We start from the raw sequence: 15622 nt of genomic DNA, 5'->3' as shown, positions 1-15622 counted from the left end.
GCTTGTCTCAGCCGGCGCGCTCGCCACGACCGGCTCCGGAAGTATGGCAAGTGATGCAACGGGTGTGGTAATCGTCGCGCTACTTTGCACAAGCCGCACCGGCACCCTTACCTCCTGACGGAAGCGATCAATATTCTGCGTGGCCTCTTGCGCCACAATTTCCCGCGCCAGCCGTTCATACGCCCGGGCGCCGATGGACTCCGGCGCGTAAAGCGCGATAGGTTTTCCGAAACTCGGCGCCTCGGCAAGCGCCACCGCGCGCGGAATTTCAACTCCGTACACATGGCCGGCGAATTTTCTCCGCACTTCCTTTGAAACCTCGCGCGACAAGTGCTCCCGCGCGTCGTACATGGTAATCAAGGCACCCGCGATCTTCAGATTACGGCCAAGATTTTTGTTGATGAGGTCCACGGTTTCCAAAAGCTGTCCCAACCCCTCAAGGCCGTAGTATTCGCACTGCACGGGAATAAGCACCTCGTCGGCCGCGACAAGTCCGTTCACCGTAAGCAAACTAACACTCGGCGGAAGATCAATAAGAATGTACTGGTACAAATACCGGAACGGGTCAAGCAACCGATGCAGATACCGTTCACGCTCCGGTTTTTGCAGCAGCTCAACCGTGACCCCCGCAAGATCGGGGTGCGCGGGAATGAAATCAAGTTTCGGCACCGATGACGCCTGCACCAGTTTTACCGGAGGCACTTTGCCAAGCAGTCCGTCATATACCGTGCCTGCATCGCTTTTTTTATCAAATCCCAACGCCGAGCTCGCATTGGACTGCGGGTCAAAATCAATGAGTAACGTCTTCTTACCCAGCAACGCCAAATACGCCGCCAAATTAACTGCCGTGGTTGTTTTTCCAACACCACCTTTTTGATTGCAAACAGCGATGACACGAGCCATACCCTGTGCTACAACTTCGATTTAACTTTATAATATACCTTCAACCTTTTTGCGAGAAATCTGTTTCCTCCCGTGGATTTGAAATACTCTTCACGACGCACCGCATCATCCCTGTTTGTGCATGCTTCAAAATAAATAAGTTTAAAAGGTAGTCGATATTTTGTTGAGAAGCTCTGTCCTTTTTGATGCTCTTCAAACCGACGCCGTAGATTGTTTGTGAAGCCAATATATCGCTTTCCATCTTTTAAGCTCTCCAAAACATAGACGTAGAAGAGCATCGTCGAAGTTGTAGCACGGGGCATAACATCTTTACTCTGACACAATTTTATGGCAGTATCAACTAAAAGCAGAACCCATCCAAACAATGCTCGGGTGGCGAAATGGCATACGCACTGGTCTCAAGAACCAGCGAGGGTAACCTCATGGGAGTTCGACTCTCCCCCCGAGCACAAATGAGCGAAGCGAATTTGACGCGGAGCAGGCCAACTGCTTGGCCTGCGTGGGGGGAGGAGAAGACCGCAGCGATGCGCGAGTTTTCGCTGAAAGCGAAAGGCGAGCGCCGCGAGGGGTGGCCTGTCGGCACCTTTTTGGATTTGTTATTTAATAATTCACCGGGCTGCGAGAAATTTCCGTCAGGAAATTTACTTGTAGCCGACTCTCCCCCCGAGCACAAACAAAAGTCCGCGCAAAAGCGCGGATTTTTGTTTGTGCTCGGGGAGTCGAACCGGAAAGGGGTCGGCCTCCGCCCGTCGTAGTCGGCTTCGGTCGACGAAGTCGGGGAAAACGGGAGTTTCACCATTGCGGAAATACTAAAACCGCTGAGTTTTAGAGTGCAAGCCCCGCAACGCGGGGCTGAGCAGTGAGATTCTCCGACCGGCGGCACAATAATACACAAAAACACTCGCCTCAGGCGAGTGTTTTTATATCATCAACGAGAACGAGCGGAGGATACAGCTCCATTGGGCGACTCATATCCCACTTCGTACCAAGAGTTAAGTTCGTTTTTCGCACTCGTATATTGCGAACCCCTTGCGCGCAAGTCATTGATGAGTGCCTCCTTTTCTTTTTCGGATTTATCATCCGTTGACCCCACGCTTTTCGCGGCCCCAACCAAGTTCGCGAGCTTTCGGATCTGCGCCGCGTCCGCGTCCGCTTTTTGCGCGACCATCATCACATCATCGGCAGGCATGCCGGCAAGTAGCGCCTCAATATTGGGGTCAAGCTCAGAACCTCCCCGTGCCGCGTAACCCGCCCGTGCCGCGGCGATGAGCTGAGCGAAGTCCAACTTACAGGAAGTAAATAGACCCAACGGACCACTTTGAAGCGCGCTCAAAAATCCATCAATCTGCTCGGAAATTTTCTCCGCGTCACTGCATAATTTTTCTTTTCCCGCCTGTTTAAGCGTTTCGGTCATTCCATCAGCCATACTTGAGACATCCCCGCTCAGCCAACTAGAATCATTGCTTCCTCTTGCCGCGGCTGAATCCCTACCAAGACACATTTTCGCCCATTCTCTCTCTCTCTTGAGCGCCAGTACGAGGATGTTAGCGATTTCGCTTTTCGCCTCCAAAAGCACGGTGTTTGGGGCCTTGAGATTCTCGCCAAGAATAACATCAATCATGTTTACAACCGTACCATCGGGAAGTTTGGCGAATTGTTCGGCTCCGGACCCCGCCCCATGAATCTCGTTCAGCAACTCATCATAGAATGCCCTTGTCGGAGTCGTAAGATCGCCAAGATCTCTGGGATCAATTTTTGCTATGTTATACGCCACATCCCCAAAACTATTCGTCGGCATAACGTCAAAATGAACATTTCCTGGGCCGGTTGTCGCGCATACCGCGCTGTCACCCAATATTGAGCACGGAGATTGCGAACTGAAAAATCCGGAAAACCCCGATCGTTGGAAATTCGCATTCACAATCTTTGAACCACCCGCCGGAGTAAATGTAAATTTAACGACCGCACCATCGCGCATCGCTACAACTTGAGCGATGCTAGTACCTTGTATGCTCAAAATATCTTTAAAACGAACCGCGCCGATTGTGGAACGTGTTGCAATAGCATCTAACGCCACTTTTGGCACCACAGCCGCAACCGTATATAACGGCTTCGCCGGCGCGGTGCCAATTGGCGAACCGGCCCATAATCCCCCGTTGTCAATTGGAGTTCCCGCGCCACCGGACCCGGCAGTCGGAAGCGGTGTCGGTTGAGCAGCAGAGCCGCCGGATGACGGGGTGGGCTGAGGCACCGCCGGATGATCAGCCGGCGCCGGCGCGCTTGCCGGCATTGGCACCGGCACCGAAGGCAACGCTTTAATCCCCGCAACCTGCGCGAACGCGCCGAACGGCATTAATTGAAATAATGTTGCCACGATCGCGACTCCGGTTAAAATTTTTCTTCGTTGAATAATGTGGATCATAATTTTAGTTTTTAATTGCCTTATTGAAATCGCAGGGTTTCATAAATGGTTTCGACGGCGCCTTGAACAGCATCGGCAACTCCATCAACTAATTCAAGCGTAACATCTACCGGCTCCGGCGCCGGACCATCATCCGGAACAACGGCATTTATTTGCAGAGGAGAACCCTTACCGATGATTGGTGCCGGTAAATCCGATATAACGATTTGCGTCGGTGTCAAAAATTGCGGCAAGTTACTCGCGACCGAAATGTCGCCAACCACAAGACCCGATGGCAAACGAAAATCTTGAGAGGAAAAATTCAGCATGTCGCCGTCAAAGGTGCCGCCTCCCACCGCTGACAATCCATCCGATAAGTTTTTTTGGGTCGCGGGAGCTTCACCTTCATCGGCAAACTCAAGATCTCCACTCACTTCCGGAGCAATAGCGTTTACTTGTTCGCTCTCGCCAAGGCCGATAATAGGGGGTTGTTGATCTGTGACAATCGGCCCGGTCGTCAACAGCGGAGGCAAAAAGTCAGATACAAGAAGCTCACCGACGCTCGGTCGCGTATTCAGAGGTTCTCCATCGCCGAATGATCTGCCGAGCGGAGCAATATCCGTACCAATAATTAATTGGGTGTCGCTATCGGCCGATTCCGGTATAAAATCGAAATTAAACTCAATACGTTCTTCCGTCGGCGCGGCTTGTTCGGATTTCGCGACCGCCCCGGCTTCGGATGGCACCATTTCTAAGGTCACGGAAATGTCCTCCGTTGCTGTTTCGGGCGGCACAATCTCCGGCCCTGATTGAGACTCTGTTGGCGGCTCGCCGATGGGCGGCAGGGTTTCTGCCGGCGACTTAGACACGCTTGGTCCGGAAGAGGTAATCACCGGCTCAGAAATCCGTTCGGAAATACCTTCGGCGGGAGCCGGCACGGTGGTCGGAATCGGAGGAGGCAATCTCAACCCCCCGCTTCCCGTCGGACCTTCATAAAATATCGGTGTTTTTTCAGGAAGATACGTCACCGAAACAACAAGCGCCCGCGGATTTTTATCCGCGTATTGGTCAAGCGTTACGCTGAAATTGGAACCGGAGAATTTCCCGAGCGCGGCATTTTCCGCACCAAGCAAAGTGCCGCTCACATTATAAACACCGGTTCCCGAAAGACCGACTGTCAACACGCCATTATCTGCGGCAACGCGTAACTGCGGCGCGCCCGGAATCTGGAACAAATCAAGCGGATACGCTTCGGCGCTCCCATCCGGACTTTTTGCCGCGCGATCCACAAGCGATTGCAAATGTTCAATTTGATAAATAACATCCGCCGCCTGATATTGCGGCGCGGGCAACGACCCAATAGCGCCGGTTGAAGGCGCCGAGGGGGCGGGCAGCACGCTATGCTCCGCATTTGGACTGGTCTTTTCAGCGGCTATCACGGACATCGGCAAAACAAGCGCCACCAAAACCAGCAGCGTGCCGAAAATAAAAAACTTGCGATATATATGAAAGGCGCCGTAGGTGGACATAATTATTTTTATTATAGCACACACTGCATCACTAAAAAACCCCAAAAATACCACCTATTGACAAAAACCTACTTTCGTGTATAATATAAAGGTTCCTTTTTGGAGAAGTCAGATGAACGAGAAGAAGCAGGTGCACATCGTCGCTCAGCTCAGGACACGGCCACAGCCGAAGGAGGGGGAAATCGTGGAGACGGAATGCGTCAAGTACATCCCCTTCGTGACCGCGGAAGGCATCCCCGGCGCAGAGCTCTGCGTCGGGTGCAAAACGGGGCTGAAGAAGACGTTCGCTACGGCCGACTTGGACGAACAGGCCATCTACCACTGCGCGGAGATCTAGAAGCACACGGGGGCGGTTCCGCAATGCGAAACCGCCCCCGACCCATTTTTAATGCAGCCCCGCCCCGGGCAACACCTCGCGGTCCGGCGCCAAAAGCACCGGGCCTTTTTCGTCATCGGTTGCGAGAATCATTCCTTGGCTCTCCAATCCCATGATCATCCGCGGCTCAAGGTTTGCGACAAACACCGCCGATCGCCCAACAAGCGTCGCGGGGTCGTATACTTTCCCGATGCCGGCAATCACCTGACGGATGTCTTGCGTAACAATAGTCCCTGAGCTAGTCGAAGGGCCACCAACAGCAGAAGGACTACCGAGATCCACCGCGAGCTTCAGCAATTTCTCCGACCCCTCCACGCGCTCGGCGGACAAAATCTTCCCGACGCGCAACTCCACTTTTTTAAAATCATCAAATGAGATAGGCATATAAACAATTATATAAAGTAATCACCCTCGGCCGCAATGCGCAGTCGAGGGCGTAGAAAACGAGACGATCTACTCGGCGAGAAGCGCGGCGGCAGCAAGGAGTGACTTGCGATACTCCTCTTGGATGCGCTTCAGTCCGGCCCGACGATCAGGAACCACAAGCAACTCGCCGAATCCGGGCACGTTCACGCTGACGGCGTCCAGCATGGACGATGCGGTCGCGTTCATGACTGCGTCATAGTACGCGCGGTACTCCTCTTCCGTGTGGTCGAAAATGGGAATGGCGTGGAACACGTGACAGCGATCCTCAATGCCGAGCTCTGCGATGAGTTTCTGAAAGTCTTCCATATGCCGCAAGCTGTCATCCGCGTAAATAAAGTGACAGTCGGGATCGTTCGCGTACTCGCGGAGGATGATCTCGTAACTGCCGCGCTTGGACTGATGGCCGACGCCGAGAATCCACTCTGCCGGAATGTCATGCTCGAGACAGAACCACAACAACCGCGGATTCGCGAACGTTGACCGCGCCGTCACGATGTAGATCGAGGCACCGATGCGCGCGCAACGCTCTGCGATCGGAAGCCATGGGCCGGGCCGCAAGGGCTGGAGCGCCAAACGCTCTTCAAGCGCGAAACGATTGGCAAGGCTGTCCTCGCCCTTGACGACGCGGCCCAACGCATCGCTATCGCTTGAGGTCACCACGCCGTCACTGTCACCAACGAACACGATCCGCTTCCTCGCAACGTACAGCGCCTTAATCAACGCAATACACTCGTCAATCTGCGCGCGCGATTGCGCAATGGTTTCTTCGGAGCTTTTCATCGGACGCCTCCTCTGCGTTTGATGCCCAACGAATACTGTCGCTACTATAACGCAAAATTATCCCGCACGCAAGCCATTGTTGAGTTTTTTCATCACACCCACGAAAAGCATGGTGAGTACAACGTGCCGCAAAATAACAAACGGACTCGCGAGATAAAAATAAAACATGTCTTTGCCTAAAAAGAACCACGGCAAGATTGAAAAGAATACCGCGATGTTAGAAAGCTCAAGTCCGTAAAATTGCCAATTTTTCACAGATGGGAGCAACACAAAAAACGGCAGCAGCCATAAAATATACTGCGGTGAAAAGATTTTATTTGTGATGAGGAAAAGCAATGTTGCCACAAAACAGAGGTAAAGAAACGGGGAGCGGCGAAATCTCCAAAGCATACCAAAATATCCCGCCGCAAAAAGCCCGAGCGAAATTGCGTTGATTGCGGGAACTCCGACCGCAGCGTCGGAGAAGAAAAATCTTAGAATGGTCCAAATGGAATCCGGATTAGAGTTCCGCGCGCTGTTCAGCGTGAAAAAATATGACCACCCGTCAAAGTTCAGGAGCATAAACGGCAAATTCACAACCAGCGCGGTTGCGCCAAAGATAGCGCACAACTTTACCCATTCACGCCACGTTGTCGCAAGAAGCAGCAACGGAATGAAATACAGCACCGGATAAAACTTCGCGCAAAATCCTAATGCAAGAAAAATCGCGGCAAGTCCCCTGCGATCGCGCGATGCCAAATAGAACGCCGCGACCGAAAAGAAAACAGCCATCAAGTCCCAGTTATATGTAGCAAATAAAAACATGGACGGCGCGAAAATCCAATACCTCCACAACCGCGAAACCGTTATTCCCTGAGCCTGCTCGCCTCGCTGAAGCTCCGGCGAAGCGGGTCGAAGGGCTACCTTATATAATAGGTACGTCGTCCCGATCGCAAACCCCAGCAATGCGAGCATACTCACCACGTAGTATCCCGCGCGGCTGCCTCCAAGGCGCGCCGCATCCTCAATGAATAGTCCAGTAAGTACCGGATACTCTATCGGCTTACTCACATATGCAAACCCCGGCGCCGATGCGCGCTCATAAAACCCCAACACATCGCTATATACCAAATTAATCGGCGCACCGAAAAAACCGAGAGCGTGAAATGCGGCGCCCACAATTCCAACCGCCACAATCGCGACGAGAAACATCCGCAGTTGCGGAGAACGCGAGAGTAACGAAGGCATAGTCATATCGCACAAACCGCTATCGGTTAAAAGATACGCTAACTTTTTGCACTTGACAAAAACTTAAATTCGGGCTGCTGGGAATTGGACCCAGTCTACACGCACCCGAAGCGTGTGTACTACCGGTATACTACAGCCCGTAACGAATATATCCTACCGCAAAAGTTTTCCGGCTGCAAGTTGAAGCGCTACGCCGCTTTCCGAAAATCTTCCTCGTCCACCTCTGCGAGTTCAAGTGCGCCAAGCAAGGTGCCGCGCACCAGCGAACGATGCATCGGCACGATGGTCGTTAATACCTTCCCACCGACCCTTTTCCGCAGCTTCACATGGCTCCCGCACTGCGATACAAAAACAAAACCAAACGCGCGGCACAGAATACGCACAACTTCCTTACCGGAAAATGTTTTAGCCATTTCCCACTTCAACAGAGGTTACCAACGGCGATTCTTTCGCTAGCGTGCGCCGGCGTGCTGGCATATCTTCAAGATAGAGCGCAAGTGCCTCCTCAAGATTCTTTTTAGCGCCTTCAATGGTTTTTCCCTGACTCGTAATGCCGAGCTCAAGTGAACGCGCCACAAACCATTTTCCTTCTCGCGTAATGATTGCCGTTGATTTGTACGTCATATAATAAACTTTACCCTAAAACTCCTAAACTTACAACGATTTTCGCAATGCAATCACTGCACAAAATACTTTTTCTTGATCTCCGCATCTATCCGCTCTTGCGCATTCGCCGCGCTTTTTTTGGCTTTGGCGGCGATGGCGTCAAGTTCTTTTTCGGAGAGCGCACCGAGCTCACGCACGTGCTTTTCAAGAACCGCCGCGTCATTCAACTCCGGGTGCTCCAGCGCCTCCTCAAGCAACGCCGCCAAAATCTTTCCGACCCTCGGACCGGCTGCAATGTGTAAGATGCGCATGACGTCATCGCCTTTCAGCACAAGCATCTTCGGGTGAATCGGATCTTTTTGCACTTTTTCAATCATCGCTTTTAAGTAACGCAAACGATACGGCTGGGCTTTGGGTACGCCGCTTCCGATGCGGTCGGCTTCACGGACCAGCATAAGGTCATCAACATTTTCCGAACCGACGCGGCGGACAATGCGACGCACGCCCGCGAGCGTGACGGACTCCGGATCGTACACAAACATATGCTCTCTGATAAGCAATGCAACCTTCTCAATCAGCTGGCGCGGGAAATGTAGCCGGTCAAGCATCATAATCGCGATGCGCTCCCCCACCACTTGATGTCCGTAAAACGTACAATTCTCTCCTTCCCCATGTTTGGTCGCGGGCTTCCCCACGTCATGCAACAACGCGGTAATGCGCAAATCCAGCGGAAAGTTTTTTTCAACCGCATACTTGAATGAACGGAGGTTGTGTTCGTACACGCTATATATATGATGCTTGTTCTGGCCCACACCAACGCCATCTTGCAGTTCCGGCAACACATAGCGCAGGAGGCCATATGCGCGCATGTCTTCAACCCCCTGCACGGCATTGTCCGTCATAAGCAGTTTTGTCAGTTCATCGCGCACACGCTCCTTTGAAATCATCTCCAAAAGCCCTGCGTGCTTTTTTATCGCCACAGCGGTTTCTTTTTCAATTACAAAACCAAGCTGCGCCGCAAACCGCACCGCACGCATCAAGCGCAAGGCGTCTTCGGTAAATCGCTCATCGGGATTCCCGACAGTGCGAATGATTTTTTTTGCAAGATCGTCTTGGCCGCCAAATGGATCAATGAGTCGTCCTTCGACAAGCTCAGGAACTAATAATTTATTGCCTGAGCGAGCAACGCGAGTCGAAGGCTTACCTTGAGAAAGGCTGAGTGCGATTGCATTTATCGTAAAATCGCGTCTGGCTAAATCTTCCTCCACCGTTTTTGCAAACTTGATTTCGTCCGGATGCCGCTTGTCGGTGTATTTTCCTTCAAGCCGGAACGTCGTCACTTCAACGATTTTTAATTTCGAATCTTCAGAATCGGTTTTAATACCGACCGTGCCAAAAGTATTTTCATAAACAGTAGAGGGATCTTCCGCAGTCCCGCCGGCAAACGTAGTGAAAATCTTTTGGATTTCTTCCGGTTTCGCGTCCGTCGTCACATCCCAATCTTTTGGTTCTCGTCCAATCAAAATATCCCGCACGCACCCACCCACAAGATAAGCCTTGTAGCCGGCGTCGTGAAGCGTTTTACCGATAGCGATAATTTCTTTGGGGATTTCCATATGGTTTAGTGCCCTCGTGGGAGTCGAACTGCTCGCTACGACCTTCGGTCGGCTGCGCTCACGAACCCAGCGGTTCGTGTACTCCGCCACGGGGAAACTCCCGTTTCCCCGACCCCCTTTCCGTCCGCTTCCGGGCACAACGAAAATAGAATTACTATTTTCGTTGTGCCCTCGTGAGGAATCGGACCTCAATCCCATGGTTCGAAGCCATGTACTCTATCCATTGAGCTACGAGGGCGTTTGTACCATTATAGTAGCCGTTTCGCGCCGTTTTCTCAAGCCAAGTCCATGGTATACTACACTTAAGCAACTATGGCAGAAACTTTTATCCAACTCATCGGCTGGGTCGGGACACTCCTCATTGTACTCGCGTATTTTTTGAACTCGCACAAAAAGATTGGCAGCGCGAATCTCTACTATCAGTTACTAAATCTCATCGGAGCAATTTGTTTGGGAATCAACGTGCTCTACCTCCAAGCATGGCCATCACTCGTCCTCCAAATCATCTGGGCGATGATCGCGATTTCGGTGCTGGTAAAAAAACCGAGGCAAGAATAACTATAGCAACACTGCGTTGCATTTTCGCCCAATCACAACTATACTATTGGGTAGATAAACGATTCGTCGACATCAACAAAGGAGCTTTGCCATGCGCATCACCGCCGCTGCGATACTCGGAATCCTGCTCTCCGGCTGCGTGATCCTTCCGAAGGACCGGGCGCTCGCGAAGAGCATTCTGGACACGCGTGGCGCCATTGGCGAGGCCGCGGGCGCGGAGAAGGCGCTGACCACCGTCTTCGACGGAAAGAATGCCGTGACTCCGGCGGCGAAGACCGAGCTGGAAAACGGGGTGAAGGAACTCCGCTACGCCAATGCCCTCTTCTACCTCAAGGCCATTCCCCTGCTTGCCGCGGGAGAAGCGCAAGAGGAGAACGCGACAAAGGCGCTCCAAGAGACCGAGAAGCACGCAACATCCGCGAACGACCACCTCGCGAAGGCCGGCGAGGAGCTGAAGAAACAAGTGAAGTAACCGGCCGGAGAACGCCCCGCCCCGTCTGACGGGGCCCCGCCCCTTGCGAATTTTCGCGGGGGCGTTGCAATTTGTCATGCAGATGTTGTAGAATGTGAGCAGTTAGACGAGTTCCCGTCATTTCAACATATATCGCGCCCCTATAGCTTAATGGTAAAGCTACGGACTCTTAATCCGCAGACCTTGGTTCGATTCCAAGTGGGGGCACTAAAGTGATTTTTTGATTTATTGCTTTTTTGTTTTTTTGCATGTTAAGCATCACCACCCCGCTCGCGAACATTAAAGGGCTGCCCAGCCGGTTTCTCTTGAAATTTCAAAAGCTCACCATCAAGACGGTGCGCGATTTACTTTGGCATTTTCCAACACGCTATGAAGATTTTTCAACAACCGTAAAAATCGCGGATCTTGAAACCAATCAAACCGCGACCATCCAAGGATTTATCCGCAAAGTCGCCCTGCGACGCACATTCCGGAAACGCATGGTAGTGGTAGAGGCAACCATCGCCGATGATACCGCCGCCATCACCGCCATCTGGTTCAACCAACCATTCATCGCAAAAAATCTCCGCATCGGACATCTTGCCAATTTCGCGGGAAAAGTGTCCGCGGGCGATGAGGGACTCTTCCTTTCAAACCCTTCGTACGAATTGGTCACCGGCGCCGTCGGCGAAACGCGACACACGGCGGGACTCATTCCCACATATCCCGAAACAAAGGGGTTGACCTCCAAAGGCATCCGCTATCTGATGCGCGTGATTCTGGGAAACGTCGCGCCAATTGAAGATTTTATTCCGCCGGACATACTGCTTAAAAACCGTCTGCCGGAAGTAAACACCGCGTTGCACGCCATTCACTCCCCGAAGACACTGGAGGAAGCAGCCGCTGGGAAAAAGCGCTTCGCGTTTGAAGACCTGTTTCTTTTGCAAATCAACAACATCAAAGCGCGCCTTGAACTTGCAAAGGAAAAGGCGCCGTCGCTTCCCGTCGGCGAAGAAGACTTGCACGCGATCATCGCGAAGCTCCCCTTCCAGCTCACGCCATCGCAACATCAGAGTCTGCACGAAATCGTTGAAGACATCGGCAAAGCCCGCCCGATGAACCGATTGCTCCAAGGAGACGTGGGATCCGGCAAAACCGTCATCGCGGCGATCGCGGCAATCATCGCCGCAAAAAATGGCTACCAGACGGCATTTATGGCGCCGACCGAAGTACTCGCGCGCCAGCACTACAAAACACTCACGACAATTTTCGGCCATCTCCGCATCCCTATCGGCATGTTGACAAGCTCAGAATCAAAAATCTTTTTTGAGGAAGGACTTGCCTCCGACATCAAAAAAAGCGAAGCACAAAAGCGCATTGAATCCGGAGAAATAAAAATCATCATCGGCACGCACGCCATCATTCAAAAAAGCATCGCGTTTAAATCATTGGCGCTCGCGATCGTGGATGAACAGCATCGCTTCGGCGTTTCACAGCGCGCGGCGCTGCTTGCCCAGAAACAAAAAGCGCTCGTGCCGCACTTTCTCTCTATGAGCGCGACGCCGATCCCCCGCACCCTCACGCTCACCATCTTCGGCGACCTTGATCTTTCGCTCATCACCGAACTTCCGGTAGGGCGAAAGCCGATTATCACCAAAGTGGTCGCGCCGGAAAACCGCGCCAACGCGTATGCGTTCGTCCGCGGTGAAGTCAAGAAAGGCCGGCAAGCATTCGTCATCTGCCCGCGCATCGAAAAAGCGGAGCACGTCGAAGGCGAGGCGCTAAGCACGCTCGGCGCAGCCTGGAGCGAAGTAAAGGCGGTAAAAGAAGAATACGAAAAACTCTCACAAAAAGTATTTCCGGACTTGAAGGTCGGCATGCTCCACGGCAAACTGAAAAGCGCCGAAAAGGCAAAAATCATGGCGGATTTTTCCGAAAAAAACTTGGACATTCTCGTCTCCACCTCGGTCGTGGAAGTCGGAGTGGACATCCCGAACGCCACCATCATGCTCATTGAGGGCGCGGAGCGTTTCGGGCTTTCCCAGCTCTACCAATTCCGCGGCAGAGTCGGCCGCGGTGAACACCAATCGTTCTGTTTGTTGTTCACCGATTCATCGTCGGAATCCGCCGCGCGCAGATTACAGTCGCTACTTGAAGCAAAAAATGGTTTTGAGCTCGCCGAAAAAGATCTGGCAATCCGTGGTCCCGGAGAATTCTTAGGCGAAAGCCAAACCGGACTCCCCGACCTTGCCATGCAAGCGTTAAACAATATGGAACTCGTAAAGCTCGCGCGGGCGGCGGCGGCAGCAGTCATAAAAAAAGACCAGACACTTAAAAGTCACCCGGCACTCAAAGAAAAATTCGCCTCGTTCCGGAAGCAAATACATCTGGAATAGTCGTGGTTAGTACCCCGCAAGTCCCACAACATACATATCCAACGACAACGCGCCGGCGCCGGATGTCGCAAGCACGAATGATCCGACAGTAAGAAGCAGGTCCAGCTCATACCCGTTCACCAATCCTTGCCCGCGCCGCATTTTCCAACACGCCGCGACAAGCATCTCAACGGCAAAAAGCGCGCCGAGTACGGGCACATAAAGTCCGAGGAGGAGCGCGATACCGCCGAAAAACTCCAGAAGTGCCGCGAGAGTCCCCCAAAGCATCCCCGGATAAAAACCCATCATGCTAAAATTCTCACCGGTCTGCCGGAGATTTTTTATTTTGGGGTAGCCGTGCGCGAGAAAAATAACCGCGATCACGGCACGCAGTAAAAAATACCCCCACTCCTGATACACCATAAGATAGTCAATTAATACACTCATAATAAAAAAGTTTGCCGATGTCACCTTGAGCATAACACGCGCGCCAAGCTCACGCGCCCGTTGCCCACGCTTTCAATGCCTCATAATCCGCCTCACCGCAAATTGATTTTCCGGTTTTAATATTGAAGTAAAACGGTACGCCTCCACAAAAGTCCTTATCATACTGTTCCATAATTTTCCGGTTCTCTTTGTTGTGCCACACCTCATAGCGTTGCACGCGACGCCCTAGCTCTTTTTCCAACCGCTCCAGAAGCGGCTCCATGCGGACGCAGTGCGGGCACTCGGTGCCGTAGAATTCAAGAAGGTTTAGGGCAATTTCAGACATGTAATAAAATATACCCCAATATGTACAATCGCGCATCTTTCATATACGCTGTAGGCATTGGTCCTATCGTCTAGCCTGGTCAGGACATCGGGTTTTCATCCCGGAAACATGGGTTCGAATCCCATTGGGATCACCGAGTCAAACTCGGTTCGCAAGAACTGAGTTTGCGAGGTAGCCGAGTCAGCCAAGTCAAACTTGGCTAGCGACTCGGCACTCATAATATTTTATATAAAATAAAATTGAGCAAAGTTTGACTTTGCTTTTTCCACACCATGCGCATCCTCTCCATCGAAACCAGCTGCGACGACACTTCCATCGCTATTGTTGAAGCAACCGGCAAGGCATCAAAAACCGCGGCGCCAACTTTTATTGTTCACGAAAATATCGTCTCCTCGCAAACCGCCACCCACCGCCAATGGGGCGGCGTTGTTCCCAATCTCGCCAAGCGCGAGCACATAAAAAATCTTCCAAAAATTTATCATACCCTCACAAAAGAACATTCCGACATTCTTGAGAATGTCGGAATGTCATCACGTATCAATTTGATTGCGGTTACAGTTGGTCCGGGATTAGAACCGGCATTATGGGCCGGTATTGAGTTTGCAAAAAAACTTTCAGAAAAACTCAACGTGCCGCTCGTCGGCGCAAATCATTTGGAAGGGCACTTGTATTCGTTCCTCCTTCCGCGGTCAAATGTTAATGGTCAAATGTCAAATGTCGGCATCGCCTTCCCCGCAGTAGCCCTGCTCGTAAGCGGCGGCCACACCATGCTCCTCCACATGAAGGACCTGCTCCATTGGAAACTGCTCGGCGAAACGCGCGATGATGCCGTCGGCGAAGCGTTTGATAAAGTCGCCCGCATGCTTGGACTCCCCTATCCGGGCGGACCGGAGATTGAAAAGTTGGCAAAAAAAGGTAACCCAAAAGCAATTACCTTCCCGCGTCCGATGATGCGCGAAGAAAACTACGATTTCAGTTTTTCGGGATTAAAAACCGCCGTCCTATATTACATCAAAAAAAGTTTTCCGCGTGAGTCCGCGTTGAGTCCGCGCAAGTCCGCGGCCGCTGACATAGCAGCGGCGTTCCAATCCGCCACAATCGACGTGCTCGTCACCAAAGCCATCCGCGCGGTGCGAGAATTCGGCGCGCAATCAGTAATCCTCTGCGGAGGCGTTGCCGCAAACACCGCCCTTCGCGAAACATTGGCGCGCGCGGCCGGCATCGCCGGCGCAACATTCATCGCTCCGGAAAAAGAATACAACACCGACAATGCCGCGATGATCGCCGCCGCGGCATATATCAATACGTTCCGAAAAAAGAAATACCCGATGGAAGCAAACGGGAATCTAAGTTTATAAACAAAGAAGGGGGCGGCCGTTTCCAGCACGCCCCCTCTAAATAGGAAGCCGGCGCATCGGGCGTTCCCCGATGTCCGGCATAGTTAGGGTTACTTCTCTTCTTCTTCCGGTATCCTGCACCCCCATGTGACGAGGACGGCCATCCCCGCCCACAGAAGAAACCAGAACACCATGAGACCCGCGAACACTGCCTGGTCCGACACTGCGACGAATGCGTGCATACGCACCTCCAAAAAAGAACACG

17 protein-coding genes, 4 tRNA genes and 1 pseudogene are annotated in these 15622 nt (G+C 52.3%); 8 read left to right on the top strand and 14 right to left on the bottom strand.

Going from position 1 to position 15622, the window contains the following annotated elements; translation table 11 throughout:
* Positions 1–144: 144 nt before the first annotated feature.
* Positions 145–903, bottom strand: a pseudogene (locus Q7R85_03500) (ParA family protein).
* An 8-nt stretch (positions 904–911) separates the two neighbouring features.
* Positions 912–1181, bottom strand: a complete 270-nt coding sequence (locus Q7R85_03495) for a GIY-YIG nuclease family protein (protein ID MDO8585152.1) — start codon at positions 1179–1181, stop codon at positions 912–914.
* An 88-nt stretch (positions 1182–1269) separates the two neighbouring features.
* Here Q7R85_03495 and Q7R85_03490 point away from each other — a divergent pair.
* Positions 1270–1352 (top strand) — tRNA-Leu (locus tag Q7R85_03490).
* A 479-nt stretch (positions 1353–1831) separates the two neighbouring features.
* Here Q7R85_03490 and Q7R85_03485 read toward each other — a convergent pair.
* Positions 1832–3325, bottom strand: a complete 1494-nt coding sequence (locus tag Q7R85_03485) for a hypothetical protein (GenBank protein ID MDO8585151.1) — start codon at positions 3323–3325, stop codon at positions 1832–1834.
* 20 nt (positions 3326–3345) lie between these two features.
* Positions 3346–4833, bottom strand: a complete 1488-nt coding sequence (locus tag Q7R85_03480) for a hypothetical protein (GenBank protein ID MDO8585150.1) — start codon at positions 4831–4833, stop codon at positions 3346–3348.
* A gap of 76 nt (positions 4834–4909) precedes the next feature.
* Here Q7R85_03480 and Q7R85_03475 point away from each other — a divergent pair, with 76 nt between their 5' ends.
* On the top strand, positions 4910–5170 hold the full coding sequence (locus Q7R85_03475) for a hypothetical protein (GenBank protein MDO8585149.1): 261 nt from the start codon (positions 4910–4912) through the stop codon (positions 5168–5170).
* Positions 5171–5218: 48 nt separating this feature from the next.
* Here Q7R85_03475 and Q7R85_03470 read toward each other — a convergent pair whose 3' ends face one another.
* From Q7R85_03470 to Q7R85_03440, 7 genes are all read right to left on the bottom strand, one after another.
* Positions 5219–5593: a methionine--tRNA ligase subunit beta gene (locus Q7R85_03470; protein MDO8585148.1), complete on the bottom strand. Its 375-nt coding sequence runs from the start codon at positions 5591–5593 to the stop codon at positions 5219–5221.
* A 69-nt stretch (positions 5594–5662) separates the two neighbouring features.
* Positions 5663–6415, bottom strand: a complete 753-nt coding sequence (locus Q7R85_03465) for a hypothetical protein (protein MDO8585147.1) — start codon at positions 6413–6415, stop codon at positions 5663–5665.
* Positions 6416–6472: 57 nt separating this feature from the next.
* Complete coding sequence (locus Q7R85_03460; GenBank protein ID MDO8585146.1) at positions 6473–7642, bottom strand: glycosyltransferase 87 family protein; 1170 nt, start codon at positions 7640–7642, stop codon at positions 6473–6475.
* Between the two features lie 188 nt (positions 7643–7830).
* A complete protein-coding gene (locus Q7R85_03455; protein ID MDO8585145.1) occupies positions 7831–8055 on the bottom strand; it encodes a type II toxin-antitoxin system HicA family toxin in 225 nt (74 codons plus the stop codon).
* On the bottom strand, positions 8048–8266 hold the full coding sequence (locus tag Q7R85_03450; protein MDO8585144.1) for a type II toxin-antitoxin system HicB family antitoxin: 219 nt from the start codon (positions 8264–8266) through the stop codon (positions 8048–8050). Before Q7R85_03450 ends, Q7R85_03455 begins: the two co-directional genes overlap by 8 nt.
* A gap of 53 nt (positions 8267–8319) precedes the next feature.
* Positions 8320–9864 (bottom strand): HD domain-containing protein, encoded by a 1545-nt coding sequence (locus tag Q7R85_03445; protein ID MDO8585143.1) that lies wholly within the window; start codon positions 9862–9864, stop codon positions 8320–8322.
* 166 nt (positions 9865–10030) lie between these two features.
* Positions 10031–10102, bottom strand: a tRNA-Arg gene (locus tag Q7R85_03440).
* A gap of 74 nt (positions 10103–10176) precedes the next feature.
* On the opposite strand from Q7R85_03440, the gene Q7R85_03435 reads away from it, so the two are divergent.
* The 4 genes from Q7R85_03435 to recG all read left to right on the top strand — a co-directional run bounded on the left by Q7R85_03435 (position 10177) and on the right by recG (position 13269).
* Positions 10177–10422 carry a hypothetical protein gene (locus Q7R85_03435; protein MDO8585142.1) on the top strand — a complete coding sequence of 82 codons (246 nt, stop codon included), beginning with the start codon at positions 10177–10179 and terminating at the stop codon, positions 10420–10422.
* Between the two features lie 91 nt (positions 10423–10513).
* On the top strand, positions 10514–10894 hold the full coding sequence (locus Q7R85_03430) for a hypothetical protein (GenBank protein MDO8585141.1): 381 nt from the start codon (positions 10514–10516) through the stop codon (positions 10892–10894).
* 136 nt (positions 10895–11030) lie between these two features.
* A tRNA-Lys gene (locus Q7R85_03425) sits at positions 11031–11101 on the top strand.
* Between the two features lie 41 nt (positions 11102–11142).
* Entirely contained in the window at positions 11143–13269 is a 2127-nt protein-coding gene (recG, locus tag Q7R85_03420) for an ATP-dependent DNA helicase RecG (GenBank protein MDO8585140.1), read from the top strand.
* A 6-nt stretch (positions 13270–13275) separates the two neighbouring features.
* Here recG and Q7R85_03415 read toward each other — a convergent pair whose 3' ends face one another.
* Together Q7R85_03415 and Q7R85_03410 are read right to left on the bottom strand one after the other, a co-directional pair.
* Positions 13276–13695: a DoxX family protein gene (locus Q7R85_03415; GenBank protein ID MDO8585139.1), complete on the bottom strand. Its 420-nt coding sequence runs from the start codon at positions 13693–13695 to the stop codon at positions 13276–13278.
* Between the two features lie 49 nt (positions 13696–13744).
* Positions 13745–14020 carry a thioredoxin family protein gene (locus tag Q7R85_03410; GenBank protein ID MDO8585138.1) on the bottom strand — a complete coding sequence of 92 codons (276 nt, stop codon included), beginning with the start codon at positions 14018–14020 and terminating at the stop codon, positions 13745–13747.
* A 59-nt stretch (positions 14021–14079) separates the two neighbouring features.
* On the opposite strand from Q7R85_03410, the gene Q7R85_03405 reads away from it, so the two are divergent.
* Together Q7R85_03405 and tsaD are read left to right on the top strand one after the other, a co-directional pair.
* Positions 14080–14153 (top strand) — tRNA-Glu (locus tag Q7R85_03405).
* Positions 14154–14292: 139 nt separating this feature from the next.
* Positions 14293–15378, top strand: coding sequence for a tRNA (adenosine(37)-N6)-threonylcarbamoyltransferase complex transferase subunit TsaD (gene tsaD / locus Q7R85_03400; GenBank protein ID MDO8585137.1), 1086 nt, complete (start codon positions 14293–14295; stop codon positions 15376–15378).
* Positions 15379–15467: 89 nt separating this feature from the next.
* Here tsaD and Q7R85_03395 read toward each other — a convergent pair whose 3' ends face one another.
* Positions 15468–15599: a hypothetical protein gene (locus tag Q7R85_03395; protein ID MDO8585136.1), complete on the bottom strand. Its 132-nt coding sequence runs from the start codon at positions 15597–15599 to the stop codon at positions 15468–15470.
* Positions 15600–15622 lie beyond the last annotated feature (23 nt).

The organism is bacterium (genome assembly GCA_030649055.1).
Classification (GTDB): Bacteria; Patescibacteriota; Minisyncoccia; order UBA6257; family JAUSGH01; genus JAUSGH01.
The sequence above is the reverse complement of the archived record's forward strand: the minus strand, read 5'-3'. Positions and strand labels throughout refer to the sequence as shown.

Excerpts from the sequence above, each read along its gene's own strand:
- Q7R85_03495 (MDO8585152.1), bottom strand. The coding sequence starts at position 1,181 with ATGCTCTTCTACGTCTATGTTTTGGAGAGCTTAAAAGATGGAAAGCGA.
- Q7R85_03485 (MDO8585151.1), bottom strand. The coding sequence starts at position 3,325 with ATGATCCACATTATTCAACGAAGAAAAATTTTAACCGGAGTCGCGATC.
- Q7R85_03480 (MDO8585150.1), bottom strand. The coding sequence starts at position 4,833 with ATGTCCACCTACGGCGCCTTTCATATATATCGCAAGTTTTTTATTTTC.
- Q7R85_03470 (MDO8585148.1), bottom strand. The coding sequence starts at position 5,593 with ATGCCTATCTCATTTGATGATTTTAAAAAAGTGGAGTTGCGCGTCGGG.
- Q7R85_03465 (MDO8585147.1), bottom strand. The coding sequence starts at position 6,415 with ATGAAAAGCTCCGAAGAAACCATTGCGCAATCGCGCGCGCAGATTGAC.
- Q7R85_03460 (MDO8585146.1), bottom strand. The coding sequence starts at position 7,642 with ATGCCTTCGTTACTCTCGCGTTCTCCGCAACTGCGGATGTTTCTCGTC.
- Q7R85_03455 (MDO8585145.1), bottom strand. The coding sequence starts at position 8,055 with ATGGCTAAAACATTTTCCGGTAAGGAAGTTGTGCGTATTCTGTGCCGC.
- Q7R85_03450 (MDO8585144.1), bottom strand. The coding sequence starts at position 8,266 with ATGACGTACAAATCAACGGCAATCATTACGCGAGAAGGAAAATGGTTT.
- Q7R85_03445 (MDO8585143.1), bottom strand. The coding sequence starts at position 9,864 with ATGGAAATCCCCAAAGAAATTATCGCTATCGGTAAAACGCTTCACGAC.
- Q7R85_03435 (MDO8585142.1), top strand. The coding sequence starts at position 10,177 with ATGGCAGAAACTTTTATCCAACTCATCGGCTGGGTCGGGACACTCCTC.
- Q7R85_03430 (MDO8585141.1), top strand. The coding sequence starts at position 10,514 with ATGCGCATCACCGCCGCTGCGATACTCGGAATCCTGCTCTCCGGCTGC.
- recG (MDO8585140.1), top strand. The coding sequence starts at position 11,143 with ATGTTAAGCATCACCACCCCGCTCGCGAACATTAAAGGGCTGCCCAGC.
- Q7R85_03415 (MDO8585139.1), bottom strand. The coding sequence starts at position 13,695 with ATGAGTGTATTAATTGACTATCTTATGGTGTATCAGGAGTGGGGGTAT.
- Q7R85_03410 (MDO8585138.1), bottom strand. The coding sequence starts at position 14,020 with ATGTCTGAAATTGCCCTAAACCTTCTTGAATTCTACGGCACCGAGTGC.
- tsaD (MDO8585137.1), top strand. The coding sequence starts at position 14,293 with ATGCGCATCCTCTCCATCGAAACCAGCTGCGACGACACTTCCATCGCT.
- Q7R85_03395 (MDO8585136.1), bottom strand. The coding sequence starts at position 15,599 with ATGCACGCATTCGTCGCAGTGTCGGACCAGGCAGTGTTCGCGGGTCTC.